Here is a 24,329-nt window from a genome sequence, read left to right as displayed (position 1 = left end):
GAGACGGCCAAGCCCTACCGCTGGACCTACGAGGGCACCCCGCTCAAGGCAGCCTGATCAACACCCTCCACGAACTTCCGCGGAGCAGCACTAGCTCATCCCGAGCAGATTGCCGGTCCTGTCCAGGGAGCCCTTCAGCCTGATAGCCGGGGCAGAGGCATGGCGGGCATCCGCGGGTGCGTCAGGTGCTGCCCGCTGTCGTACACGTGCAGCGTGAACGCCTCCGGCCCCGGTCGATCGGCCGCGTCGTAGGCATCCAGGACGCGCTCGATCCGCTCCCACAGCGGCACCGGGCCCCCCTCGCGCACCTCCCAGGCGCCGTTGTTCGGGGTGAGCATGGCGGCGGAGCCGGTGACGACGTCGACCAGGTGCACGATGTCGCCGACCGTCGTCAGTTGCGCGTCCGGTACTGCGCTCTGGGCGAGGAAGCGCAGGTGGAATGCCTCTTCCGTGGCGGCGCTGATCCGGTCGGGGCTGTGTCGCGCGATACGGGGCATGTTCGGCAGGCCTGCGGCCCAGTGGGCGGGGTTGCCGAGTGCCGGCGCCGCGTGTGTCCGGGCAGGCATGAAGGAGACGGTGCCGGGCAGCAGCGGGCCCTCTGCGATTCCGTTGTCGGCCACGGTGAGCAGGACGCGGGCGTATCCGTACAACCAGCCCGACAGGGTGAGCAGGATCTTCCCGCCCGGCCGCGCCTGAGCCAGCAGCGCGGGCGGGACGGCGCGGAAGGAGCAGGCGGCCACGATCCGGTCGTACCGGGCCTCGGGCCAATATCCGTACAGCCCGTCCGCAACTGCCAGGGTCGGCGTGTAGCCGCAGCCGTACAGCGCGCTCGCGGCCGCCTCCAGCCGGTGTGGGTCCACTTCGATGCTCGTGACGGCGGCGGAGCCGAGGTGTTCGCAGGCGAGCGCGGTCGAGTACCCGGTACCGGTGCCGATCTCCAGTATGGTGTGGCCCTCTTGGACGTCCGAGTCGCTCCACATCCGTACGACGAGCGAGGGCAGCGTGGAGGAGGAGGTCGGGGCGCCGCCGTGTCGTACGGTCGATTGTTTCCAGTCCGGTTCGTCGCCGTCGAACTGGGTGATCAGCGTGGTGTCGGAGTACGCGGCGGTCAGCCATCGTCCGTAGTCGAGCGCGGCGGTGACCGGCTCCCACACCGTCAGGCCATGGGCGTCGCGCTCGTCGGCGGGCAGGTAGAAGCCGGGCACGAACCGGTGCCGCGCCACCGCCTCCGCTGCCGCCCGCCAGGCCGGATCGGTGAGGACGCCGTCCTGGGCGAGGGTCTTCACCATGGCCTCGCGCAGCCGCGCGGCATCGGTGTCAGGGTCGGCGGGCATCGCCATGGCCTGACTCCTCCTTCCTGCTCAGGATGTCGGCGAACGCCGTGGTGATGGCTGGCGCATCGGGCAGCCATCCCCACTGTCCGTTCGGATTGCACTCGATCGCCCACCAGTCCTCCGGACGGTCTCCGTCGCCGGTCAGGGCGAAGTCGAAACAGCCGAAGACCAGTCCGAACGAGGCCAGGTAGTTCTGCAGGGCGGCCTCGATCGGCGGAGGGACGGCGATGGGTGCGTGGATCAGGGCCTCCCAGTCGCCGCGGCGCCAGTCCAGAGCGCCATCCCGGGGCGGCAATCTGCTGGGCGAACACTTGGCGGCCGGCCACGGTCACCCGTACGTCGCCAGTCTTGGGGATCTCGGCCTGGAAGAGGTGCGCGGTCACCTCGACCGCGTCGTCGAAGGTGTCAGGGTCCACACGCTGGGCCCAGATCGCTCCCGTGTGGCCGTCCTCGGAGCGTGGCAGGCCGCGGAATGTCTTGTAGACAACACGGCTGTGGTCGGCGGCAAACTTCCGCGCGGCATCCGCATCGTTGGTGACCAGGGTCGGCGGGATCTGAAGCCCGAGCTCGGCGAACCGCTTCAGCTGGGCGGGTTTGAAGTCGGCGCGGGTCACTGCCGAGGGGTGGTTGACGTACAGCGCACCGTGCAGATCGTTCAGGATTCCGCCGAACCCGTGACGAGCCTCTGCGGCGGCGAAGTCCCGCTGCTGCTGGGGCAGGTGCGTGAACCGGCCGGCGTAGGGGGTGGGGCGGCGGTAGTAGACCGCCGCCACCTCCCCCAGCTCCACCTCCCGGGTCGCCGTACGCAGCCGCCCGCCCCAGGCCGGATGGGCCGAGCCGATACGGGCCGCGAAGGTCAGGTCAGGGCCGATATCGGCCGGGTCGACGCGTACGACGGGCACCTCACGCTCGTTCAACGCCGCGATGACCCAGTCCGCAGTGACGTCTTCCAGCGCCGTGACGACCAGGACGGTTGAGGCCATCGGTCAGTCCGACTCGTAGTCGGTCGTGTTGTCGTCCTGGGTCTGCGGCTGCGGGCTCTGCCCGTCTCCACCCCCGGACACGGACGCTGTGCCGGTCGTCCTGTTCGTACCGTGCTGGCCCATCTCCACCACCTGGCCGGCGGCGTCGAAATACCGGGCGGTCTGCGTGGCCCCGTCGAGCGTCACCCTCGCGTAGGACGGCGGGCCGGCCAGCAGCCGGTCGGTGACCAGCTGCATCGCCCAAGGAGCCTCGGGTGCAAGCGTCGTCATGCGTTGTCCCTTCCCGTGCAGTCAGGCGGTCAGCCCGGGGCCCCTCGCCTGAGCGGAATCGGCGATCGACGACGGCCCTGCCCCGACCAGAACCGTAGCGGTCGCGCGCCGTGGCGCAGATGCCACGATCCCTGGTCGGCCATGACCGGTCTTCCGTGTCGCCGGTGGATGTGGAGGTGTGCTGCCTCCATGTCATCGCGATCGAAGATCTGTTCCCAGAGACGGAGTTGGGGACTTGCTGGGAACGGATCTGGGAGGAAGTTGGGACATGCTTGGGACGCGTCAGCCCGCTCGTAGGAGGCGGAGGACGGCCAGCTGGTAGACGGAGTAGACCTGGGGCAGCTCGGCGAGATGGGCGCGCTCGTCGATGCCGTGCAGCCCCTCGTAGGGCAGGCCGAAGCCGGCCGTGGTCGGGATGCCTTCCGAGGCCAGCAGGTTGCCGATGTTCGACGGCCCCGCCGTCTTCGCCCGCACCGCCAGTCCCGCCTCGGCGGCGGCGGTAAGGAGTGCGGCGGCAGGCTGTTCGTCGTCGGCCAGTCGGAAGGGCGGCCAGGTGGCGACCGGGGTGATCTCGGTCGGTTTCGGGGCGGGAAGTTCCGCATCCAGCTCGGCGACGGCCTTGCGGATAAGGGTCTCGGCGTCGTGGGCGTCGAAGGCCGGGGTGGTACGGACGTCGACGTTCAGGTCGCACCGATCGGGGGTGGTCGAAAAGCCTTGGCCACCGTGGAGGGCGGTCACCGACAGCTTCGGCGGCAGCGGGAACCCTGAGGCCGTGTCCGCGCCGGGCAGTTCGGCCGCATCAAGCAGGCGAACAAGGTGGGCGGCCCGGGAAATGGCGCCGACCACGATCCGGCTGGACCCGGAGTGCCCGGCGGGGGCGTGCACGGCGATGGTAGACCGCCACAGACCCCGTCCGCCGACGACGACCTCGTCCAGTCCCGGGTAGCCGATCATCACCCCGGCCGGCCGCGCCGCCTGCGGGTCGGCGAGGTACGCGCGGGCACCGCCGAAGCCACCCGTGTGCTCGTCGACGTCCAGCAGCACGGCGAGCCCGCCGTGCAGGGTCTCGGACCGGGGCATCAGGTCGGCGGCGATGTGGCAGAACATCGCCGCGGCGAGCTTGGAGTCGGCCGCCCCGCGGCCCAGCAACCAGTCCCCACGGATGTCGCCGGAAGTCGGGGAGAAGGACCAGGCGGTCTCGTCTCCGTAGGGGGCGGTGTCCACACAGGCATCCAGCGCCCACCATGTGCCCGGCCGGCCCCCGGGAATCTCTACCAGCAGGCCCACCAGTTCACCGGAGCCGCCGTGCAGACGCCTGTGGGGCAGGGAGCGGACAGCAAGCCAGTCCTCCAGGACAGTAAGGACGGGCCCGTAGTCGTCGATCCCGGCCCGGCTCGGTCGGCGGATCAGCTCACTCGCGAGCTCCGTCACAGACACCATGCGGGCCTCGGCGGCCAGGTGAAGGTTCTCGCTCACGCTTCTCCCCTAGTTGTGTCGTGCTGGCAGCATGCGGACGGCTGCGATCGTCTCCACCGGCCGCGCCGACGCGCACGCCTCCCGGCCATGGTGGACCAGGCCCACCGCCGCCTCACGGCTGAGTAAGACCCCACAGTCGAACCCATTCGCCCCGTGGAACGACGGCAGCGGCACCACCGCGGCGGTCTCGGAGGCGACGAAGAAGCGTTCCAACGCCATATCGGGCTCCACGATGCCGATGTGGAGAGTCTTGACGCCGTTGAAGCGAGCGGACGGGTCACGCAGCTCCAGTAGACGCTCCAGGTGGTCGACGAGTGCCTGGTGCCGCGGCGGGCCGTACAGCACCCGGTAGTGGACCAGGTCCGGCCGCTGGGCCACGGCCGTCTCAATCGCCGCCAGATACGCCTTCTCCCGGCTCCGGCTGCCCGTGACAACCAGCTGCTCGCGCGCGTCCGCCACCACGTCAGCCATCGCCTCGACAAGGTCCGTCCAGCGAGTGAGCACCTTGACCACCACCGCGGTGCCAGAGGTCTCCAGCAAACTCGTGGCCGCCCCGTCCTGGTGCGCGAACAACACCTCCGGCCGCTCCCGGTACAGCTGGCACAGCCCAGCCCGGTTCCGCTTGCCCGTACGGCGTCGCCCGGACTCCCACGCGCTCATCAGGCTCGCGTCCGCCGCTCCCCCAGTGATCACGTTCAAGGCCTCGGCGGCCTCCTCCAGCGTCAGGTTCCGCACCAGCCTGGCCCGCTTGAGCGCCGAATCCCCACCACTGCCCGCGGCCACCAACACCCCTCTCATCCACCGGCACATGCGTGCCCCAAGTCTCCCCTGCCCGGCGACTGTTCGCTTAGCAGACCGCACGGCGCGGGCTCGCGATCTCGCCGGTACCCCTGCGACTCCAATCGTGGCCTGAGACCATCGACCGCATGGGTAAGCACCGCCGCCCCGGACCGCCGAATCAACCGTCCCGCGCAGTCCCTCGCGTCGACGAAGACGACCTGCTCGAGCCGTACGAAAGACGCCGACGCCCGCCGATGGACATCTACCGACGCCACCGGCCCCTCCATGGCGACGGAAGCCATCTCCGCCCGGCCGAGCCACGGGTCCTGGAGGAATGGGACGGCTTCACCTACACCCCCACGGAACGGCACCTGACCTCACAGCCGCACAGGCGTGGGTCAACGAGCTCACCTGAGGCACGTGAGGTTGACGGGCACGCCCCTGTTGTTCTGCCGACCCACTTCGGTGGCGTGTCGGCGATCCCCCTGCCCCGCCGCCTAGGGTGCGTTTCAGAAGTGGATCTTGATGTGTCAAGATCCACTTCGTGGGGCGACATGATCTGACGAATGTGCAGTGGGCGAAGCTGGAGCCTTTGCTCCCGGTCGGCAAGAAGCCTGGACGGCCACCGGTGCATACCAAGCGGCAGTTGATAGACGGCATACGATGGCGTACCCGCGCCGGTGCTCCCTGGCGGGACGTACCCGAACGGTACGGCCCGTGGGAGACGGTGTACGGCCTGTTCCGGCGTTGGCAGCGGGACGGCACCTGGCACCGGATCTTCGAGCAGTTGCAGGCCCGGGCCGACGCCGAAGGACTGATCACCTGGGACGTTTCGGTGGACTCGACCATCGCCCGCGCCCACCAGCATGCGGCTGGTGCCCGCAAAAAGGGGATCTGCAGATCGAACCGCCCGGGGGTGTCTTCACCGAGCCCGACGACCACGGGCTCGGACGTTCCCGGGGCGGGCTGACCACCAAGCTCCACCTGGCGGTCGAGCAGGCCCAGAGACCGATGTCACTGGTCATCACGGCCGGACATCGCGGCGACTCCCCGCAGTTCCAGGTGGTCCTGGGCCGTATCCGGGTACCCAGGATCGGGCCTGGCCGCCCGCGCACCCGGCCGGACAGGGTTCGTGCCGACAAGGCGTACAGCTCCCGCGCGAACCGCGCCTACCTGCGCAAGCGCGGTATCCACTGCACGATCCCGGAGAAGCGCGACCAGATCGCCAACCGCAAGAAGCACGGCTCCTTCGGCGGCCGGCCGCCGAAGTTCGACAAGGACGACTACAAGCAGCGCCACGCGGTGGAGTGCGGAATCAATCGCCTCAAACGCCACCGCGCGGTCGCCACGAGATACGACAAGCTCGCCGTCCGCTACGAAGCGACCGTGCTGGTCGCAGCCATCAACGAGTGGCTGTGACCAGCACTTTCAAAACGCACCCTAGTACTGCAACCGCATCTGGGGTGTGTGGCCTCGGCGTTTGTAGTGGGAGCGGCGGGCTCGGGCCTGGCTGCGTCTGCGGAAGTGTGACCGGTGCAGATGGTGTTCGTTGGTGTGGTGGCGGGGCGTGGTGACGATGCACCCGATCAACCGGCGGATCTCCGGGACGCTGAAGGGTATGAGGTCTTGTTCGTCGTCTGCGGCGCGGACTGCGGTCAGGTAGGCGAGTGCGGCCATCGACAGGGTGATGTGCCGGTACCAGGCCCGGTAGAGCCGGACCTGGTAGTGGTCCAGGCCGCACTCGCGCTTGGCGGTCTGGAAGCACTCCTCCACCGCCCACCTCGACGCGGCGACTTGGACCAGGTCTTTCAGTCGGGAGGCGGCTGGCCCGTAGCAGACGTAGTAGGCGATCTCGGTGGGGTCGGCCACGCTGCGGCGGGCCAGCACCCAGTGGCCGAAGCCGTTCTCCCAGCAGGGGCGGATCGCCACGCGCGCCCAGTCGTGGATCCGTTCGCCGTGCGCGCCCTGCCCGCCCGACAGACGCTTCCAGCGTTGCCGGGGCAGCGCGGCGATCAGCTTGTCGACCCGGGACTCGGCCCAGCCGGTCGTGACCACGGTGTCGTTGACCTTGGTCGCCAGGACATACGCCACCCGGCGTTCCTCCAGCCAGGACCGTGTGTGCTTGACCTGTCCGTATGCCTCGTCCGCGGTCACCGACGCGAACGGCACCGCGGCGTCGATGGCGCGTTGCAGCATTCGCCGGAAGTGCTCGTTCTTGGTCGCGAAGCAGATCTCGTCGTCGATGCCGGCGGCCCGGCAGCGTTCCCGGTCGTCGGTCCAGGACGAGGGGCGGTAGAGCTCACGATCGATCAGTGCCCGTCCCCGGGCCGAGGCGTAGGCCAGGAAGGTCCCGATCTGGCAATTTCTCCGTGCGGCCCGCGGTGCCCGAATACTGGCGCTGGACACCGGCGGACTTGGTGCCCTTCTTCAGAAAGCCGGTGTCGTCGCCGATCAGGACCCCGTCCGGGCTGCCGATGGTCTCCACGACGAAGTCACGGACGTCGTCACGGACCGCATGCTCGTCCCAGTCGGACAGGTTGAGCAGGCGCTGGACACCGTCCGGGCGGAGCTGGCCGACCTGCTCGGCCAGCGTCCAGCCGTTCTTCTTCTCCAGGGGCGCCACCAGCCCCCGAAGGTAGTCCAGCGCCCGCTCACGCGGCTCGGACCTGCCAAGACGGTGGGCGAACCGAGCATGCAGCCCGTCGATCGCCTCGGACCACGACTCCACCTGCTCGACCGTCAGCTCATCAGCACACAGTCACATCAACGACGGCCGACATTGATCGGCACCCCACATGCGGTTGCAGTATTAGGGCAAACCCTCCGCCAGTTGGGGGAAACCCTCGCGCGATGCAACCCCTTACCTGGGAACGGTCAGGGGTTGCGTCGTATGCGAGAACATCACAGAAAAGCCTTCTCCCGGTTACACGGCCGCCCCCTCCCCCATGCCACGCTCCCGGTTACATATCGTCAACACGCGTAGAACGCGGCGCCGTTGAGCAGGATGCCGCGTTCCGGCGCGTGCCGTCCCCAGGAAAGGACTCCCTCATGTCCGCTGCGCAGATAGGCAGATGGAAGGTGTTGGCGGCAACCGTATCCGCCGTCCTCGTCGGCTTCACCCTTCCCACGGTCGCCGCGACTCCCGCGAGCGCCACGACCACCGCGTACGACAGCACGTATTACAAGAACGCGATCGGCAAGACTGGCACGAGCCTGAAGTCCTCGCTGCACACGATCATCAGGAGCCAGAGCAAGATCTCGTACGACGCGGTCTGGAACGCACTGAAGGTCACCGACCAGGACCCGAACAACAGCAGCAACGTGATCCTGCTGTACAGCGGCACCTCGCGCAGCAAGACTCTCAATGGCGGCGACGTGGGCGACTGGAACCGCGAGCACGTGTGGGCCCAGTCCCATGGCAACTTCGGCACCTCGGCCGGCCCCGGCACCGACCTGCACCACCTGCGCCCCGCGGACGTACAGGTCAACGGCATCCGCGGCAACAAGGACTTCGACAACGGCGGCAGCCCGGTCAACGGCGCGTCCGGCAGCTTCACGGACAGCAACTCCTTCGAGCCGCGCGACGCGGACAAGGGCGACGTGGCCCGCATGATCCTCTACATGGCCGTCCGCTACGAGGGCGACGACGCCTGGGCCGACTTGGAGCCCAACGACTCGACCTCCAACGGCAGCGTCCCCTACCACGGCCGCCTCTCGATCCTGAAGCAGTGGAGCGAGCAGGACCCGCCGAGCGCCTTCGAGGAACGCCGCAACAACGTCATCTACGACACCTACCAGGGCAACCGCAACCCGTTCATCGACCACCCGGAGTGGGTCGAGGCGATCTGGTAGACCGACCGTGACGTGCGCCGAGCTCCCCAACACAGGCGGGGAGCTCAGCCCCGCGGTCTGCTACTGAGGCTGCCGTCGCACTCGCGGAACTGCTGACCGACCAGCTGGGAGTGCTCGGCCCTGACCACCCCCACACCCTCACCACCCGGGACAATCTCGCCTACTGGCAGGAGAAGGCCGGGTGTGTCAATTTAACGGCTGATCTTGGTTGTTGAGTGGTCAGTTGTTGCTCGGGGTCAGGCGGCCCTCGAAGGCGATCTGGAACGCGTTCAGCGGTGCCTTCCAGCGCATGGTCCACCTCTTGCGGCCCTTCCCGGTCGGGTCCAGGCTCATCAGCGCCATGTAGACGCACTTCAACGCGGCGGCCTCGTTCGGGAAATGTCCGCGGGCGCGCACGGCCTTGCGGATGCGGGCGTTGACGCTCTCGATCGCGTTCGTGCTGCAGATGACCTTGCGTATCTCGACGTCGAAGGAGAGAAAGGGCACGAACTCGGCCCAGGCGTCCGACCACAGCTTCACGATCGCCGGATACTTCTGGCCCCGCGCCTCCTGGAACTCCAGGAACCGCTCCGTCGCCGCGTGCTCGCCCGGTGCGGTGTAGACGGGCTTGAGGGCCTTGGCGACCTTGTCCCAGTCCTGACGGGCGGCGTAACGGAACGAATTCCGCAACAGGTGAACCACACAGACTCCCCTGTCAACCTCCTGGCCCGTGGATCTTGCTGGGCCGTGATGGATTCGGGGCTGGTTGAGGGCATGCCGAGGGGCCGCAGGGCGGTGGCTTGGTCACCCTGTGGCTCCGTGTCGCAGGCGATTCCCCAGACACCCGCCGCCAGGCCCGAGTCCCGCAGCCACTCGGTGTTGCGGATGCCCCCGAGTGCCACCACCGCCACGTCGGCGTCGATCGTGGTGCCGTTGTCGAAGTGAGCACGGCGGAAGTGCCCCTGCGCGTCGCCCTCCAGCCGGGTGACCTTGACACCGCAGCGCAGGTCGACGCCATGAGCGCGCTGCCTGTCCGCCGCGATCTCACCGATCATGGCACCGAGCGCCCCGACCAGCGGAGCCGGCGCGAGCTCGGCGACGGTCACGGGGATGTCCCGCTCTCGGCAGATGGAGGCGATCTCGGAGCCGGTGAATCCCGCTCCGATGACCAGTACGCGGGAGGGCCCGGCGGCAAGGGCTCGCTGCAGGCCCTCGGCGTGCTCGCGCGTACGTACGACGAACACTCCGTCCAGGGCCGCCTCGCTCTCGACGAACCAAGGCCGGGCCGGCACCCCGGTGGCGATCAGCACGCGGTCGAAGGGAACCTCGCGTCCGTCGGCGAGCCGCACGTGGTCGGTCGCCAGGTCGAGCCCGCTGGCGGGCACGCCCAGCAGCCACTCCGCATCGATGTCACGACGCCGCGGCAGCTTGGTGCCGTCGGCGGGCACCCACCCGGTCAGTACCTGCTTGGACAGGGGAGGCCGGTCGTAGGGCTCGCCCAACTCGTCACCGATCATGGTCAACGATCCGGTGAAACCCTCGTCGCGCAGTGCCTCGCGGCCCGCAGTCCCGCCAGTGACGCCCCGACGACCACGATGCGGCCATCGCGTTTGAACGCACGCAGGTTGTCGGCGCTGGTCATGACTTCGACGCCTCCGCCAGTACGTCCCGTCTCTCCAGCTGGTCGACCAGAATCGCTTGGACCGGGCAGGCCGCCGCGGCGCGCAGCACCTGGTCGCGCCGGGCGTCGTCGGGGTTCGGGTCGTACATCAGTGCTTCCTCGCCGTGCATCCGGAATGCGTCCGGAGCCAGGAACGCGCACTGCGCATACCCCTCGCATCGGGGCAGGTCCACGACAATTCTCATCCCGACCTCCACAGGGACTGCAAGCTGCGGACCCTGAAGCCGGTGCCACTCCGGCACGCAAAGCGCGAGACAGGCTTCGAGAGAAGGGATTCGGCCGTTGCCCACCCCTGGAAAGTGCGAGGGGGGTACTCCGCGCTCGTCGGGTCTCAACAGAAAGAACTGAGCATCGCGGATAAGGCGATCGGCTCTGTAAAACCGCCCAGAGAACCTGACTTGTTGTTGTCAAAGGGCTTATCCCGCACGCACATCACCCGCACTGGGGGAATCCGGGCATCCGTGAGCGCCATTCACTCGCGCGCCGCGTGCCCATACGGCAAGGACCGCGCGCTGTGGTTGATTCTTTACGCATGGGTGAAGTGCTGGGTGATGTTCTGGGGTTGGCGGCCGGTGTCGCCGTCAGTCCGCTTCCGATCGTCGCCATCATCATCGTGCTGGCAACGCCTCGTGGACGCGTGAACGGATTGGTGTTCGCCACCGGCTGGGTGGTGGGTCTGTCGGCGTTGGGCGCGGTGATGCTGGTCATCGGCGGCAAGGGGAGTGCCGGCGCCCACGGGCAGCCGGCCGACTGGGTGGGGGCTCTCAAGCTCGCGTTGGGCGTGGCACTGGTTCTTTTCGCGGTGAGGCTGTGGTGTCATCGCCCTGCCGATGCCACGCAGGCACAGCTGCCGCAATGGATGGCCGCGATCGACCGCTTCACGCCGGTGAAGAGCTTCCTTCTTGCCCTCTTGCTTTCGGCCGGGAACCTGAAGAACGCCCCGCTGACCATTGCCGCAGCAGCGTCCATCAGCTCGTCGGGACTGCCCGTGGGAGAGCAGATCGCCGCGCTGGCAATCTTCGTCCTCGTCGCTTCCCTCGGGCTGCTGACTCCACTGGGGGTCTTCCTGGTCATGGGTGAGCGGGCGAAGAACATGCTGGGCAACTGGAAGGAATGGGCGGTACGGCACAACATTGCCGTCATGGCGGTTCTGTTCTTCGTGTTCGGGCTGAAGCTGCTGGGGGACGGCATCGACGTTCTGAGTTCCTGACCGTGTCGGCGTCGGCCGGCGAAAGTGTCGGGGTCGGCAGTGTCACGGGTGTACGGTCCGGTCCCGGACGGGAGGCGGGCTTCCGCATCACGGCGCTCGCCCGGTACGGCCCCCCGCATCACCGCCGCCGTCCTGGTGCTGATGGGTGCCTACCTGACCTGGTACTGGTACCCGGCCGCTACAGGTGGCACCGGTACCGCCAGCAGTGCGGGCGGCCTGGCCCGCTTCTCCGCCGCCGTCTCCACCTGGGTCCAGGCCCACACCACACTCCTCGCCGCCCTCACAGTGATTGCTGCTGTCGCCGTGACCGCCCTGACACTGGGCCACCGCCCGCGCTCCCGGACCACCAGGCAGCCCACGGCCGAAGCCCAGCACGACGACATACCCCGGCCTGGGGAATCCGGCAGCCACTGCTGCTGACCCCGCCCGCGCAGGACCGCCCTCAGGAAGCACGTGATGAGCACCGCACCCACCCTCCCCGACCGGCCGCCCGTCCTGGCCCGCCGGATCGCGAGCCGAATGCTCGCGGCCACCCTCACCGCGCTGGGCACCCTGACCGCACTGCTCGGCGCCGGACTGTCCCTGATCGGCCTGTGCTGCGGCGGCGCACTGGTCGCCGCAGGCGCGGGCACGGCCGCCATCGCGGGCACCCCGTGGGCCTGGCTCTTCCTCGCGGCCGGAGCCGTCCTGCTCGCCGCCACCGGCTCACCCACCGCCGACACGGAGTTCGCTGCTGCCCGGCCCGCTCCGGACGGCCAGGGAGGTGATCGGCAACCGTCCGACCCCTGCGGCGTGAACGAATGTCCGTTCTGCCTCGTTCGGCGGTCGATCTAACGGCGTTGAGCTGGGCTGATCAGTTCCGCTGAGACGCTGTGCGGGTGAACGGTTCAGGATGCGTCTGCACGTGGGGGGTCAAGAGGAAAAGGGTCTTCCGTTTTGGCTTGTTGAAGCGTAGGTTCCTCTCACCCCGCGTCGGCGCCCTCCGAGGTGCCGGCCCGCCGATCCTGGGGCGGCGGGCCACGCGGGGCCCAGCTGCCGGGTCATGGCCTAAAGCTTGCGCCGGCTCAGGGCGCGTAACGTCCCTGTTGCACCGTCGGCCGTAGCTGGAGACCACGCGCCTTGCTTGCTAGACCAGGGCAGAGGCTGGGGTCCTCCGCTGGACTGGTGCGGCTGACCAAGCACAAGGTGGTGCGGGGCTTACTTGGACCGGGTGGTGTGCCGTTCCCTCCACCGCACCGTCCACCCGCCAGTTCCCTCCGGTCGAGCGGAAACGTGGGGTTGGCCCCATGGCCCTGTACTCCCTGCTGCCTCAATCTGGGGTACGTGGCGGTAAACGTTCTGGTTGTCGACGATGATCCCGGCTTCCGGCAGGTGGTCTACGCGCTCCTGAGGGTGCGCGGCCTGCGCGTCGTGGCCGAGTGTGCCGATGGCGCCTCTGCTATAGCCGCTGTGCGCGCGCACGAGCCGGACGGGGTTCTGCTCGACGTTCACCTTCCCGACCAGGACGGCATGTCCGTTGCGAGAGTTCTGCGGGAAGGCCCGCATCCTCCGCGGGTGGTCCTGACATCGACCGATAGGTCGCCATGGTCGGGAGAGGAACTGGCTGCTGCAGGGGTGGAGGCCTTCGTGACGAAGGACCTGCTCTACGACACTGACCTGGCCAGGCTGCTTAGCCCTTGAGATATTCCAGGGCCGCGACCACTCGTCGGTCTCCCGCCCGGTCCGTGCCCGGCAGGCATCCCGCTGACCGACCTCACCACCTCGGTGCGTTCTCGCTGTGCCGGCCGACCATCCGTTGGCGAAGCGCCGTGCCGTGCCGATCGCCGAACTGGCCGGTCTGGACCCCGTCGACTCCCTCGTGGGCTGCGTCAACCGGACTGTCGTGGATCGGGCCTTCGCCGCCGCCTCTGTGGACCGTTGCGTCGCCATCGAGATCACCAGCGTCGCCACCGGCGTGGCCTTCGTACGGAACGGCCTGGGTGGCACTGTTGCCACGCCTGGACCGGCCGCTGTCTCTGGCCCTCCGTCCGGGCGCACGCCCGGTGCCGCCCCACGTGCCATGATCGCGATGGTGCGCGAGTTCCTCACCTGAGCCGGTCTGTGCCGCGCCAGGCTCACCACCCACGGCCATGGCCGCTACGGGTGGCCGGTGCGTGCCCGGGAGACGTTCGTTGAGCAGGGCGGCGGGCTGACCGAGCGGCACTGCCAGTCGGTATCGGGCCGACAAGCTGGCTGCGGTCGACTGCGGCAGAGCTGGGTGGCCGTCTGGCCGCGCGCTGTGTCGAAGGCTAAGAGGCCCCAACCAAGCCGTTGAACGTGGCGGTGGGTGATCAGGCAGGTGGCGAGGCCGAGGAAGGCCTCATGGATGCCGTCGCGTCGCTCCCCGCGGATGCGTAAGCGGCGGAAGCCATGCAGGCCAGGAGGTTGGGTCGGCCGCGCGGCGAGGTGCCTGCCGTGGCACAGGTCCCTTTCCGCGCGGCCTCCCGCAGAACCGGATTTGACGGTTTCCCTGACATCCGGCTCTCCAGTGACTACAGCGTCTGTGACCCGGCCGCTTTCGCTTCGTGGATGCGGCCATGGCAGGCGCCGCACGCCACGAGGGTCTTGCGGCGCCGGTCAAGCATGACGCGCGCCCAGTCGTACGGCGGCCATCCGGCGCGGGTCAGGTCGGCGAGAGCTCGTACGTGATGCACCTGGACATCACCGGGTGTCCCCGCAGACGTCCAAGACCGGGGGCCGCAAAATGAGCATCAACGACCGGACTCTCGGCACCGCCTACAGCCGCCACGATCTCACCGTGTTCCTGCAGAGCGCCGGCTTGACCGGCTAGGACGAGCTGGATGTCGCCGCGACGAGCGCAAGGGCGGCTCCCTTCCGCGAGTCCCCCTACCCGAAAAAGGATAAATTGTTCATCAAGGGCGTCTCGATCCTTTCCTTCGATAGGCGGATCATGAGGGCACGGCCTGGGTATGCGGGTTCACGACTGGGGCTGACAAGCCTCACGATTGCGGCGAGCGTCCTGCTTGCCTTGTTGATAGGCGCCGCGTTCGCCGTCCTGCTGTGGGCGATCGCTGACGCGAACAGCGCCACATCGGCCAGACGCGCTTCTCGGACGGCCATCGTCGAGGCCGGCAGCCTGGAACAACTGGTCCTCGGCCTTGAGACGGGGCAGCGCGGTTTTCTGATCACCAAGCGCGAGGAGTTCCTCCAGCCGTGGCAGACGGCGCGCAAGGAGTTTCCTGCGGAGGCGCGACGGTTCACCGAGACCGCTACCTCGCCCGAACAGCGCCGCAGTGCCGGACAGATCACGCAGGGCATCGACTCTTTGATAACCGACTACTCGGTTCCGCTGGTCGAGGCGGCCCGGCGGGGTGATCCCGCCGCATCCAGTCTGGCGGCGACGGCCGAGGGTGAGCGGCGCGTCGATGCTTTGCGGGCCCAGTTCGACCAGTACACGGCGCAGGAGCGCGCCAGGCTCGCGGCGCGCGAAGACACCGCAGAAGCCAACATGCAGCGGGCGGTGATTGCGGCAGGTGTGGGGCTGGCGGCATCGACTGCGCTTGTGGCCGCTTTCACGGTGCTCCAGCACCGTGCCGTCGTGCGGCCGGTGCGCGCAGCGGCGGCCGCGGCGGGACGGCTCGCGGACGGTGACCTCGGGGTGCGGATCACCCCCAGCAACGTGGCGGAGATCGGCACGCTGGGTGCATCCTTCAACACCATGGCGGCCTCGTTGCAGGACAGCCGCACACGCATCGAGGAGTCGCGCAAACGCCTGGAGCTGCTGTACGAGGCGAGTGTGTCGGTGGGCACCACGTTGGATGTGGAGCAGACGGCCCGGGAGCTGGCGCAGGTGACCGTTCCTCGCTTCGCCGACTTCACCACCGTCGACCTGCTGGCGCCGGTCCTGCGCGGCGAAGAGGTTTCGGCCAGGGGGAGTGCGCAGCTGCGCCGGGTGGCGCTGGCCGGTATCCGGCAGGACGCCCCGCTGCGCAACGTGGGGGATCTTATGGCGTTGGGCCTTTCCACGACGGAGGTGCGCGGGCTGAAGACCGGGCGGGCGGCAATCGACGTCGACCTGCGCACCACCCCCGGCTGGGGCTCGCGGGATCCGGAGCGAGCTGCACGCATCCTCGACTACGGCATTCATTCGCTGATCAGGACGCCGCTCATGGCCAGAGGGGTGGCCGTGGGCACGGTCGGCTTCTGGCGCTGCCGACCCGAGCCGTTCGGGCAGGACGATGTGGACCTCGCCGAGGAGCTGGCCGCCAAGGCGGCGGTCGCGATCGACAACGCGCGCCGCTACACCCGGGAGCGGTCCACCGCGCTGACGCTGCAGCGCAACCTGCTGCCACAGCATCTGCCCGGCCAGACGGCAGTGGAGGTAGCCTCCCGCTACCTGCCCGCCGGGCCGCAGACCGGGGTGGGCGGCGATTGGTACGACGTGATCCCACTGTCGGGCAGTCGAGTCGCCCTCGTCGTCGGCGACGTCGTCGGTCACGGCATCCACGCCTCCGCCGCAATGGGACGCCTGCGCAGCGCCGTGCGCACCCTGGCCGAAGTAGACCTGCCACCGGAGGAAGTGATCACCTACCTCGACGACATCGTCCTCCACGTCGGCGACAGTGCCCAGGACGAGGACAAGGTCTCGACGGCCGACCTCGGCGCGACGTGCCTGTACGCGGTCTACGACCCGGTCTCCCGCCAGTGCTCCCTTGCCACCGCAGGCCACCTGCTGCCCGCCGTATTGGCACCGGACGGCACCGTGCGGGTCGTCTCCGGTGACATCGGACCGCCCCTGGGCATCGGCGGCCTGCCCTTCGAAGCCACCGACCTGGAACTGGACGCCGGCACTGTGCTCGCCCTGTACACCAACGGCCTCGTCGAAGCGCGGGACAGGGACTTCGACAGCGGTCTGACCCAGCTGTGCCACACGCTGGCGCAACCCGCAGCCACCCTGGAGGAGACCTGCGACAACGTGATCGGATCCCTGCTCAGAGGCCACCGGGCCGATGACGTTGCCCTACTGCTGGCCCGCACCCACGCCCTGTCACCGGAGCAAGTCGCCACCTGGCAGATTGCCGCCGACGCCGTCCAGGTCGAGCACGCCCGCAAGCTGGTCGTCGGACAGCTCGTCGAATGGGGACTGGAGGAGGAAGCAACCTTCATCACCGAACTGGTGGTCAGCGAACTGGTCACCAATGCCATCCGCTACGGCGAACCGCCCATCCAGCTCCGCCTCATCCGCGATCGCACACTGATCTGCGAGGTCTCTGACGCCAGCAGCACCACACCGCACCTCCGCCATGCCCGGACCTTCGACGAAGGCGGGCGGGGACTGCTCCTCGTCGCAGCCCTCACCCAGAGCTGGGGTAGCCGGCAGACCAAGACCGGCAAAACCATCTGGTGCGAGCAGGCGCTGCCCTACAGCATGACGACGCCCCACGAATGACCAACGCCACGGAGGCCGTCGGCGGGTCGAATCGGACTGATCGCCCCCGGAAACAATTCAGGGCCAGGCGGAGGAGCGATCCTCCCACCTGGCCCTGAACCGTTTCCGGGGCGGGTGACAGGAACAGTCCAGGAACGTGCATGCCGGAATCGGGACAGTTGCGACCGCCTACTCCCTGGGGCGCAGCCCGTCGACGCCGACGCCGGGTACGGCCGACCCCTTGGCGATGGCCACTCCCGCGGACTCGCTCCACGTCCGGCAGCTATGCGCCGTGCCCTCCGGACGGGTCGGCGCACGTGCCTTCGGCGGGGCGTGTGGGCTCCAGTTCCGCCCTGGCCCGCCAATCCGCTCCGGCGTTCAACAGAGCACCAAGCCGCTGTAGGGAAGGAGAACGTGTTCAGGGGGCGTTTCATACAGTTGTGCCCGGCCGTGACCAGCGAACCACCACTTCAGGAGAGGTCCAGTACAACTGACCGATACCTTCCTAGGTCGAACATTTCTATCTGAACACGGATAAATTGTTCATCAAGGGCGTCTCGATCCTTTCCTTCGATAGGCGGATCATGAGGGCACGGCCTGGGTATGCGGGTTCACGACTGGGGCTGACAAGCCTCACGATTGCGGCGAGCGTCCTGCTTGCCTTGTTGATAGGCGCCGCGTTCGCCGTCCTGCTGTGGGCGATCGCTGACGCGAACAGCGCCACATCGGCCAGACGCGCTTCTCGGACGGCCATCGTCGAGGCCGGCAGCCTGCAGCAGCTGGTCAGCGACCTCGAGACGGGGCAGCGCGGTTTTCTGATCACCAAGCGCGAGGAGTTCCTCCAGCCGTGGCAGACGGCGCGCAAGGAGTTTCCTGCGGAGGCCCGGCGGTTCACCGAGACCGCTACCTCCCCCGAACAGCGCCGCAGTGCCGGACAGATCACGCAGGGCATCGACTCTTTGATAACCGACTACTCGGTTCCGCTGGTCGAGGCGGCCCGGCGGGGTGATCCCGCCGCATCCAGTCTGGCGGCGACGGCCGAGGGTGAGCGGCGCGTCGATGCTTTGCGGGCCCAGTTCGACCAGTACACGGCGCAGGAGCGCGCCAGGCTCGCGGCACGCGAAAACACCGCGAGAGCCAACGGGCGTCGGGCGGTGATTGCGGCAGGCGTGGGGCTGGCGGCATCGACTGCGCTTGTGGCCGCTTTCACGGTGCTCCAGCACCGCGCCGTCGTGCGGCCGGTGCGCGCAGCGGCGGCCGCGGCGGGACAGTTCGCAGACGGTCACCTCGGGGTGCGGATCACCCCCAGCAACGTGGCGGAGATCGGCACGCTGGGTACGTCCTTCAACACCATGGCGGCCTCGTTGCAGGACAGCCGCACACGCATCATGGAGAGTGTCGATGCGGTACACCGGCGCACGGCTCGGGACCTGCACGACGGGGCGCAGCAACGGCTGATCAGCCTGATGATCGGGCTCCGGCTCGCGCGAGAGGTGATCTCCGATGCGGAATCGTCCGCGACCGAGCTGCTGGACCAGTCCATCGCCGACGCGCAGACGGCGATCGACGAGCTGAGGGAACTCGCATCGGGGATCTACCCGTCTGTGCTGACGTTGAAGGGACTGGCGGCGGCGGTGAAGGACCTGGCGGACCGGTGCCCGATACCCGCCGTCGTCGACAGCAAGTGTGACCAGAGGATTCCCTCTGCTGTTGAATCGAACGCGTATTTCATCGTGGCCGAGGCCGTGACGAACGCGGTCAAGCACGCCCAGGCGTCCCGGATCGACATCTCCCTCGAACTCGGGGAGGTCCTGCGGATCCGAGTCGTTGACGACGGTATCGGCGGCGTGGACGAGACCACGGCCGGCAGTGGTCTGACCGGGCTGGCGGACCGCTTGGCCGCCTTCGGCGGTACGTTGACCATCGAGTCGCCCCCGGGGGGCGGCACCTCGATCCTGGTACAGATCCCGATACAGCCTGAAGCGCCCAGTGCCCAGCGCCCGTAAGCGGGCCGTTCACCCGGCGTCCCCGGGCGAACGTCACGGGCGTGGACGACCGCGGGTGATGCTTGCTGCCCGTTCGTCCGGTCTTGGGGTGCCCTTTGGGCTCTGCTGTCCTCCAGGGCACCGAGCATGCGGAGCTTGGTCAACATGACCTCGTGCGGCTGTGCGAGACCCCGAATTCGTGCCGCTCGGCCAGGCGCCGCCAGGGAAGTGCGGCACACGAGTGGACGACATGGGGGTCCTCGGAGTCGACCTGGGTCGTGTTCTGGGCGATGACTCGGTCGCCATGGGGTGGCCGATGGTTAAAGAAGCCGGTCGTCAGTGGATCGATTCCGGGGAGCGCCACGACCGCCGGGCGACCGTGCCCCGCCCACATTGTGGACCGACTTCGCGGGTCGCGTATTCGGTTGTGATCAATCTGCGCACATGCGCCAACCCGGCGGGACCTGATCCGGTCGATCGTCTTGCGTGACGCGGGTGGAACTGGCGGAGGGGGAACGGGAGTTCATTGAGCCCTACCTGACGATCGGCAGGTTCGGCCCGTACCCCGAGCGGGTGCGGCAGTTCGAAGGCATGATCCGGTGCCGGCGTGGAAGTAGCCGATGCGGGTGGTTATTGACGAACGTGCTTGATGGCGGTGTCAGCCGAGCGGGTGGGCTGTATCGCGCAGGGTGGCCAGGACCGAAGCGTACATACGTGACTTGATGGTGCCGAGGGTGTCGCCGGCCTTGCCGAGCTGTGCCTCGGCGATCTCTACGGCCGTGGAACGCACAGCGTTCTCGTCCACCGCCAGGTCGACGATCCCGGCGGCCGCGGCGTCCGACCCACCGTAGCGACGGGCGGTGACCATGGCCTCGTGCGCGGTCTGCGGCGCCAGCCGGGACTGGATCAGGGCGGCCATGCCTGGCGTGAAGGGGATGTTGATGTCCGCTTCGGGCAGGCACCAGAAGCCGCGGTCGGCGCGCATGACACGGAAGTCGTGCGCGAGGGAGAACATCGCGCCGGCGGCGAAGGTGTGCCCCTGCAGGGCGGCCACGGTGATCACCGGCAGGGACAGCATGCGGGCGAAGAGTTCGTGGACGGAGCTGCGGTAGCTTTCCTGCTGGTTGGCGTGGGCGCTCAGCCATTCCAGGTCCAGGCCGTTGGAGTAGAACTTGCCCGTCGCGGTCGTCACCAGGGCACGGGGCCCTTCTGCCTTCTCCACTTCGTTCAGGGCGGTGTTGACGGATGCGATCCAGTCGGGGTGGAAGCGGTTCTCATCGTCTCCGAGGTTAAGTACGAAGACGTTGTCCTGGCGATCAAGGGTTGGCATGTGTGCTCCTGGGGGTTGTGCCGATCTCATGTCCGGGTCGGACGTTGGTGTTTCAAGCGTGTGTGCTTGGGGTGGGGAACGGAGTGATCGAGTCGCCCCCGTCGGTGTGACCGTGGCGGTCACACCGACGGACGGCGTGCAGCGTAGATGAGCAGCCGGAGCAGGCGTTGTCGTCCGTGGTGCAACCGGGATATCGCGGTGCCCGGGGGGATGTCCAGGATCTCCGCGATCTCCTCGGGAAGAAGGTCCTCCACGTAAGCCAGGTGAACAACGATCGCGTTCTCCCGCGGGAGTTGGTTGAGCGCGGCCTTCACCTCGTGGTCGGGCAGGAGGTCGAGGGCCTGTGCTGCGGCCGTCGGAGGAACAGAGGGTGTCAAGTGCTTCTTACCCGGCAGCCGGTGGCGAGGCTGTCCCGTCGATGGGCCCGGGCGCGGCAGGTTCTGCCGCTCGCCGTTGGCGCCGTGCGCGGTGTCGGCCAGGATGTGGAGCAGCCAGACCTTCAGGCTCGTCCCCGTGGTGAACGACCCGAACGCGTCGAAAGCCCGCAGATACGTCTGCTCAACCAGGTCCTCTGCGGCGGCGCGGTCGCGGGTCATGCATGTGGCGGCTGCGTACAACCGGCCAAGAAACGGCAGGGCTTCGCGTTCGAACCGCGCGACAAGGTCGGCGGCATCCGGTGCAGTGATGTCAGGGCCGTTCGCCATGCCGGGGCACAGCGGGGCGAGCAACTCCGCGTGGGTGTCATCGGGGGTGCGGGCGCGTCGATCCATGAAGGGTTCTCGTGACGCTTGGGCGCTGCTCTCACCGGGTTTCCCGCTCGCATGCCCTTCGAGGGCGGGTCGCCCGGTGCGGGAGGCGCTTCGGCTCACGTCTCTCCTTGGGGAATGCAGAGCGTTGAGTCGGCGATGCCGTCCTTCACCGGCACGCTTGAGGTCCCGCAGGCGTTCGGACGCTGCTCGTCCACGGTGTCGGCCGTTCCCGGTATCGGCGAGTGCCGGCGGGTGTGGGAGGTCCTCGGTCATCAGTGTGGATGTGGGCATGGCGTTCTCCGGAATTGAAAGATCAAGATCTTGTCGGGCGGCGGAGTGGAAGGCTCCCGGAGACTTTCCGGCCCGTGCGGCGACAGCAAAGCCGACATGACCTGGTGAGGCGCTCCGCGAAGCCTTCCTCGAGCTCGCCTGCGCGATCACCTGCTGGCAACGCCTCCGCACCGCGTTGATTCAGAAGCTCTAAGTGAACGAGGCCGCGGTGGCGCTCAGCGTTGAGCGGGCACAGACACGACCGAGCCTTGGGCCGCCATCGACGGTGACCCACTCCTCGTCCACCGCGGGCCTGGCAATGTCGCCCGACTGGACCTCGTCCACGGCCTTGCGGCCCGCGGCCGACCCGAGGTCGAACAGGTACGGCGGCTTGGCCCGTGGCCTTCGCGAAGTCTGCGGCCGGGGGCTCGAGGACTGGCGACTTCGGGGTGTACTGCTGGAACACGGAGCACTCCTTGGGAGAGGGCCGGAAGAGGCGTCCTTGGTCTTATCTGCGACGCGAATCCGGATCGTCGGGTGGGGAAGATTCCGTACCGGTTCCGGGGCGATCCCCATCATGTTCCGGTCGGCGCCGAACAAGCTGTCGAGCGACCTCCACATTTCACTGCAGGCCTTCCCCCCGAGGACTGTGGGGAATACCCCACGGCTTGCCGCCCGCCGTGGGTGCACGTGACACGTAATTCACATGCACAGCCTTAACTCGCTCGGCGAGTTCATACGCGCTCGCAGGGGCAGCGACGACACCGGCACAGCTCGGTCTGCCGGACGGTGAGCCTCGACGGACGGCAGGGCCCTTCGCGAAGAGGTCGCCGCGCCGGCCTGGATCAGCGAGGGGTGTCACGCCCGCCTTGAGCCGGATAAACGGCCCTCCGACCAGGTACTCAACGCACTCATACGGGTATTCCGGATCGATGCCTACGTTGCAGAAAACCTGCACCGGCCGGCCGGCCGACCGGTCGGGCGCGGGCCGCGAGCCCGCAGCCAGAGCTGCTCGGGCCGCGATCATCCCCCGATGTACTGCGCCTGATCGCCAGCTGGAACGTCCCGGCCCCGGTCCTGGGACCGCGCCTTGATGTCTTGGTGGCAATCCAGCTGGGCAATGCATTGTTCCCTGCGAATCAATGCGGCGCGGTAGGTCTTTTCGACCCCGCGTCACGGAAGTTCTACGTAGACTGGGACGAGATCACGGAGAGCAGTGTCGCGCTTTGCGCGCGTACGCTGACCTCAACCCCGACGACCCAGGCCTGACGCGTCTCATCGTTGAGTCCGTGAAGGCGTGTGTCCCAAGGCATACACATGCAGGTGTTTCCACCACCCCGAGCTGGTCTACCAGAATGTCGCCGTCAACGACGCGCCGGGTCAGTAGCTGGTGACCTTTCATCGTGGAACCTGTCAAAGGATGGGTCATGAAAGCTGCGATCCGCGCCGTCCTCGGTGACGACCAACCGATCGTCCGGGAGGGTGTCACGATGATTCTCACCCGTGCCGGAATCAATGTCGTCTCCGCGGTCGACAACGCTGTCGACTTGGTGCAGGCCGCTGCGGAACACCGGCCCGACGTGGTGATCACAGACATCCAGATGCCCCCGGGTCTGGCGGACGACGGGCTGCGGGCTGCCTTGCAGATTCGAGCCGCCCATCCTGGGATGGGCGTCATCGTGCTGTCGCAGTACCTCGAAGCGAGCTACGCCCTCGACCTGGTCGGGGACAACCCGGGCGGTGTGGGGTACTTGCTGAAGGAGAAGGTCGCGAAGCCCGAGATCCTCAGTGACGCGGTGGAACGCGTGGCGAGTGGTGGTTCGGCTCTCGACTCGGACGTGATTGCCAGCCTCGTAGGCCGTAAGCGCGCGGCCGGCCCGCTCGATCTGCTCACGCCCAAGGAAAGTGAGGTTCTTGCCCTCATGGCAGAGGGGCACTCCAATGCCGGCATTGCGGCGAAGCTGGTCGTGACCGTTCCTGCGATCGAGCGGCACGTCACCGGCATTTTCCTCAAGCTGGGTCTGCAGCAGGCGGAGTCCTCGCAGCACCGACGAGTGCTCGCGGTCCTGGAGTATCTCAAGAGCTAGTCTCCTTGTTTCGCTGCGGGTGGCTGACCTGGTCTGATCGCTGTGAAGCGGTGGTCCTGATTGATCGTGGCCGGGTGGGCATGGCTGAGGCCCGACGCGCGGGCCGGGTTCTTGGAGGTTCCTGGGGCCGTGGGTGGGCAGGGACGGTGCCGTGGTTTAGCCCGGATCCACCGGTCGGTGATGGGAGTCGATGACCACTGCACTCGGCAGGATCCGACGGCCCTTCTTCCGGCGGACCTCGTCGCGGAGTGTGTCGTGGATCCGCTCGGCGGTGCCGTCTGCCTCCCATCGGGCGAAGTAGTCGTAGACGGTGGTGTGCGGCGGCAGGTCGTGCGGCAGATACCGCCATGGAATCCCGGTCCTGGCCACGTACAGGACCGCGCGCACGATCTCCCGCAGCTCGCGCTTGGCCGGCGCGATACTCACCGGTCGTGCAGGGAGCAACGGACCCACCAGAGCCCACTGTTCATCTGTCAGGTCCGAGGGATAACGACGACGATCGGTCACAAGACGATCAAACCGCAGCACCCACCCCCGCGCGGTACCCGATCATGAAAACGTGCGCGCTTCGCAGCACCCTCAGACACGGACAAAATCACTCCGGACCCGCTCTCAGAGGTGGTGGCCGGCCGTGACAGGGCTGTGGCGGGGGGCGAAAGCGCTGGTCAGCTCGTATCGCCAGGGCGAGGTTGCGCCAAGGTGCGCAGGTGAAGGCGACGGCCGCCGCGGGTGATGCGGACGGCAGCGTGCAGCAGCCGGTAGCGGAGCTTCTTCGGTTCGGCGACGGCCAGCTCGCCCTCCAGCAGACAACATCTTCTAACCTCGCTGTTTCGCTTGGGTTGACGAGGTGACGCCGTGGGGTCGAGCGAGGCGGTATCGGGCGGTGGGCATGGTGGGGACCCGGCGCGTTGGTCG

General features: G+C 68.0%; 21 protein-coding genes and 6 pseudogenes. 11 read left to right on the top strand and 16 right to left on the bottom strand.

Annotated features, from left to right (window positions below; translation table 11 throughout):
• Positions 1-134 precede the first annotated feature (134 nt).
• From tgmC to ACWCP0_RS39775, 5 genes are all read right to left on the bottom strand, one after another.
• A complete protein-coding gene (tgmC, locus tag ACWCP0_RS39795; protein WP_451083603.1) occupies positions 135-1,340 on the bottom strand; it encodes an ATP-grasp peptide maturase system methyltransferase in 1,206 nt (401 codons plus the stop codon).
• Complete coding sequence (locus tag ACWCP0_RS39790) at positions 1,283-2,317, bottom strand: MvdC/MvdD family ATP grasp protein (RefSeq protein WP_451083602.1); 1,035 nt, start codon at positions 2,315-2,317, stop codon at positions 1,283-1,285. The genes tgmC and ACWCP0_RS39790 overlap by 58 nt, the downstream gene beginning before the upstream one ends.
• A gap of 3 nt (positions 2,318-2,320) precedes the next feature.
• Positions 2,321-2,587 (bottom strand): putative ATP-grasp-modified RiPP, encoded by a 267-nt coding sequence (locus ACWCP0_RS39785; protein ID WP_451083601.1) that lies wholly within the window; start codon positions 2,585-2,587, stop codon positions 2,321-2,323.
• A gap of 282 nt (positions 2,588-2,869) precedes the next feature.
• Entirely contained in the window at positions 2,870-4,027 is a 1,158-nt protein-coding gene (locus tag ACWCP0_RS39780; RefSeq protein ID WP_451083606.1) for a M20 family metallopeptidase, read from the bottom strand.
• A 45-nt stretch (positions 4,028-4,072) separates the two neighbouring features.
• Positions 4,073-4,846: a helix-turn-helix domain-containing protein gene (locus ACWCP0_RS39775; protein ID WP_451083605.1), complete on the bottom strand. Its 774-nt coding sequence runs from the start codon at positions 4,844-4,846 to the stop codon at positions 4,073-4,075.
• 541 nt (positions 4,847-5,387) lie between these two features.
• Between ACWCP0_RS39775 and ACWCP0_RS39770 the strand changes: the two genes are divergently transcribed.
• Positions 5,388-6,262 (top strand): IS5 family transposase gene (locus ACWCP0_RS39770; protein WP_451083600.1). Its coding sequence is split into 2 segments (ribosomal slippage): positions 5,388-5,777 and positions 5,780-6,262, totalling 873 coding nucleotides; the frame shifts between segments, so codons are not numbered across the junction.
• A 21-nt stretch (positions 6,263-6,283) separates the two neighbouring features.
• Here the strand turns inward: ACWCP0_RS39770 and ACWCP0_RS39765 are convergent.
• Positions 6,284-7,586 (bottom strand): annotated as a pseudogene (locus ACWCP0_RS39765) (IS701 family transposase).
• Positions 7,587-7,891: 305 nt separating this feature from the next.
• Here ACWCP0_RS39765 and ACWCP0_RS39760 point away from each other — a divergent pair.
• The gene (locus tag ACWCP0_RS39760; protein WP_451083599.1) at positions 7,892-8,695 is read left to right on the top strand and encodes an endonuclease I family protein; all 804 of its coding nucleotides are present in this window, start codon (positions 7,892-7,894) and stop codon (positions 8,693-8,695) included.
• Between the two features lie 219 nt (positions 8,696-8,914).
• On the opposite strand, the pseudogene ACWCP0_RS39755 reads toward ACWCP0_RS39760, so the two are convergent.
• The 3 genes and pseudogenes from ACWCP0_RS39755 to ACWCP0_RS39745 all read right to left on the bottom strand — a co-directional run.
• Positions 8,915-9,379: pseudogene (locus ACWCP0_RS39755) on the bottom strand (transposase); the annotation flags it as partial.
• A gap of 116 nt (positions 9,380-9,495) precedes the next feature.
• Positions 9,496-10,316 (bottom strand): annotated as a pseudogene (locus tag ACWCP0_RS39750) (NAD(P)/FAD-dependent oxidoreductase); the annotation flags it as partial.
• A complete protein-coding gene (locus tag ACWCP0_RS39745; protein WP_451083598.1) occupies positions 10,313-10,540 on the bottom strand; it encodes a ferredoxin in 228 nt (75 codons plus the stop codon). The gene ACWCP0_RS39745 and the pseudogene ACWCP0_RS39750, both read right to left, overlap by 4 nt.
• 347 nt (positions 10,541-10,887) lie before the next feature.
• Between ACWCP0_RS39745 and ACWCP0_RS39740 the strand changes: the two genes are divergently transcribed.
• The 5 genes from ACWCP0_RS39740 (at position 10,888) to ACWCP0_RS39720 (ending at position 13,657) form a co-directional block, all read left to right on the top strand.
• Complete coding sequence (locus tag ACWCP0_RS39740; protein ID WP_451083597.1) at positions 10,888-11,565, top strand: GAP family protein; 678 nt, start codon at positions 10,888-10,890, stop codon at positions 11,563-11,565.
• A 141-nt stretch (positions 11,566-11,706) separates the two neighbouring features.
• A complete protein-coding gene (locus tag ACWCP0_RS39735; protein ID WP_451083596.1) occupies positions 11,707-11,985 on the top strand; it encodes a hypothetical protein in 279 nt (92 codons plus the stop codon).
• Positions 11,986-12,021: 36 nt separating this feature from the next.
• A complete protein-coding gene (locus ACWCP0_RS39730; protein WP_451083595.1) occupies positions 12,022-12,399 on the top strand; it encodes a hypothetical protein in 378 nt (125 codons plus the stop codon).
• A 489-nt stretch (positions 12,400-12,888) separates the two neighbouring features.
• Positions 12,889-13,245: a LytR/AlgR family response regulator transcription factor gene (locus tag ACWCP0_RS39725; protein ID WP_451083594.1), complete on the top strand. Its 357-nt coding sequence runs from the start codon at positions 12,889-12,891 to the stop codon at positions 13,243-13,245.
• Between the two features lie 97 nt (positions 13,246-13,342).
• Positions 13,343-13,657, top strand: a complete 315-nt coding sequence (locus ACWCP0_RS39720; protein ID WP_451083593.1) for a LysR substrate-binding domain-containing protein — start codon at positions 13,343-13,345, stop codon at positions 13,655-13,657.
• 212 nt (positions 13,658-13,869) lie between these two features.
• Here the strand turns inward: ACWCP0_RS39720 and ACWCP0_RS39715 are convergent.
• A pseudogene (locus ACWCP0_RS39715) lies at positions 13,870-13,980 on the bottom strand (IS5/IS1182 family transposase); the annotation flags it as partial.
• A gap of 116 nt (positions 13,981-14,096) precedes the next feature.
• A pseudogene (locus ACWCP0_RS39710) lies at positions 14,097-14,264 on the bottom strand (HNH endonuclease); the annotation flags it as partial.
• Between the two features lie 206 nt (positions 14,265-14,470).
• Between ACWCP0_RS39710 and ACWCP0_RS39705 the strand changes: the two are divergent.
• Both ACWCP0_RS39705 and ACWCP0_RS39700 read left to right on the top strand, forming a co-directional pair.
• Positions 14,471-17,014, top strand: a complete 2,544-nt coding sequence (locus tag ACWCP0_RS39705; RefSeq protein WP_451083592.1) for a SpoIIE family protein phosphatase — start codon at positions 14,471-14,473, stop codon at positions 17,012-17,014.
• 518 nt (positions 17,015-17,532) lie between these two features.
• Positions 17,533-18,999, top strand: coding sequence for a CHASE3 domain-containing protein (locus ACWCP0_RS39700; RefSeq protein ID WP_451083591.1), 1,467 nt, complete (start codon positions 17,533-17,535; stop codon positions 18,997-18,999).
• 637 nt (positions 19,000-19,636) lie between these two features.
• Here the strand turns inward: ACWCP0_RS39700 and ACWCP0_RS39695 are convergent.
• The 3 genes and pseudogenes from ACWCP0_RS39695 to ACWCP0_RS39685 all read right to left on the bottom strand — a co-directional run.
• The gene (locus ACWCP0_RS39695) at positions 19,637-20,308 is read right to left on the bottom strand and encodes an enoyl-CoA hydratase-related protein (RefSeq protein WP_451083590.1); all 672 of its coding nucleotides are present in this window, start codon (positions 20,306-20,308) and stop codon (positions 19,637-19,639) included.
• A 119-nt stretch (positions 20,309-20,427) separates the two neighbouring features.
• A complete protein-coding gene (locus ACWCP0_RS39690) occupies positions 20,428-21,078 on the bottom strand; it encodes a sigma-70 family RNA polymerase sigma factor (RefSeq protein WP_451083589.1) in 651 nt (216 codons plus the stop codon).
• Between the two features lie 495 nt (positions 21,079-21,573).
• A pseudogene (locus ACWCP0_RS39685) lies at positions 21,574-21,793 on the bottom strand (esterase); the annotation flags it as partial.
• A gap of 455 nt (positions 21,794-22,248) precedes the next feature.
• Between ACWCP0_RS39685 and ACWCP0_RS39680 the strand changes: the two are divergent.
• Together ACWCP0_RS39680 and ACWCP0_RS39675 are read left to right on the top strand one after the other, a co-directional pair.
• A complete protein-coding gene (locus ACWCP0_RS39680; protein WP_451083604.1) occupies positions 22,249-22,596 on the top strand; it encodes an MmyB family transcriptional regulator in 348 nt (115 codons plus the stop codon).
• 158 nt (positions 22,597-22,754) lie between these two features.
• The gene (locus ACWCP0_RS39675) at positions 22,755-23,414 is read left to right on the top strand and encodes a response regulator transcription factor (protein WP_451083588.1); all 660 of its coding nucleotides are present in this window, start codon (positions 22,755-22,757) and stop codon (positions 23,412-23,414) included.
• Between the two features lie 156 nt (positions 23,415-23,570).
• Here ACWCP0_RS39675 and ACWCP0_RS39670 read toward each other — a convergent pair whose 3' ends face one another.
• Both ACWCP0_RS39670 and ACWCP0_RS39665 read right to left on the bottom strand, forming a co-directional pair.
• Positions 23,571-23,921, bottom strand: coding sequence for a transposase (locus ACWCP0_RS39670; protein ID WP_451083587.1), 351 nt, complete (start codon positions 23,919-23,921; stop codon positions 23,571-23,573).
• 158 nt (positions 23,922-24,079) lie between these two features.
• On the bottom strand, positions 24,080-24,329 hold a 250-nt coding region (locus ACWCP0_RS39665), incomplete at its 5' end, for a hypothetical protein (RefSeq protein WP_451083586.1).

The organism is Streptomyces sp. NPDC001970 (assembly GCF_053594115.1).
This window is presented reverse-complemented; position numbering and strand designations above follow the sequence as displayed.

Bases quoted from the DNA above. Each gene is read 5' to 3' on its own strand.
- ACWCP0_RS39690 (WP_451083589.1), bottom strand. From the start codon at position 21,078: ATGGATCGACGCGCCCGCACCCCCGATGACACCCACGCGGAGTTGCTC.
- ACWCP0_RS39745 (WP_451083598.1), bottom strand. From the start codon at position 10,540: ATGAGAATTGTCGTGGACCTGCCCCGATGCGAGGGGTATGCGCAGTGC.
- ACWCP0_RS39675 (WP_451083588.1), top strand. From the start codon at position 22,755: ATGAAAGCTGCGATCCGCGCCGTCCTCGGTGACGACCAACCGATCGTC.
- ACWCP0_RS39730 (WP_451083595.1), top strand. From the start codon at position 12,022: ATGAGCACCGCACCCACCCTCCCCGACCGGCCGCCCGTCCTGGCCCGC.
- ACWCP0_RS39760 (WP_451083599.1), top strand. From the start codon at position 7,892: ATGTCCGCTGCGCAGATAGGCAGATGGAAGGTGTTGGCGGCAACCGTA.
- ACWCP0_RS39735 (WP_451083596.1), top strand. From the start codon at position 11,707: ATGGGTGCCTACCTGACCTGGTACTGGTACCCGGCCGCTACAGGTGGC.
- ACWCP0_RS39790 (WP_451083602.1), bottom strand. From the start codon at position 2,317: ATGGCCTCAACCGTCCTGGTCGTCACGGCGCTGGAAGACGTCACTGCG.
- ACWCP0_RS39785 (WP_451083601.1), bottom strand. From the start codon at position 2,587: ATGACGACGCTTGCACCCGAGGCTCCTTGGGCGATGCAGCTGGTCACC.
- ACWCP0_RS39740 (WP_451083597.1), top strand. From the start codon at position 10,888: ATGGGTGAAGTGCTGGGTGATGTTCTGGGGTTGGCGGCCGGTGTCGCC.
- ACWCP0_RS39780 (WP_451083606.1), bottom strand. From the start codon at position 4,027: ATGGTGTCTGTGACGGAGCTCGCGAGTGAGCTGATCCGCCGACCGAGC.
- ACWCP0_RS39695 (WP_451083590.1), bottom strand. From the start codon at position 20,308: ATGCCAACCCTTGATCGCCAGGACAACGTCTTCGTACTTAACCTCGGA.
- tgmC (WP_451083603.1), bottom strand. From the start codon at position 1,340: ATGGCGATGCCCGCCGACCCTGACACCGATGCCGCGCGGCTGCGCGAG.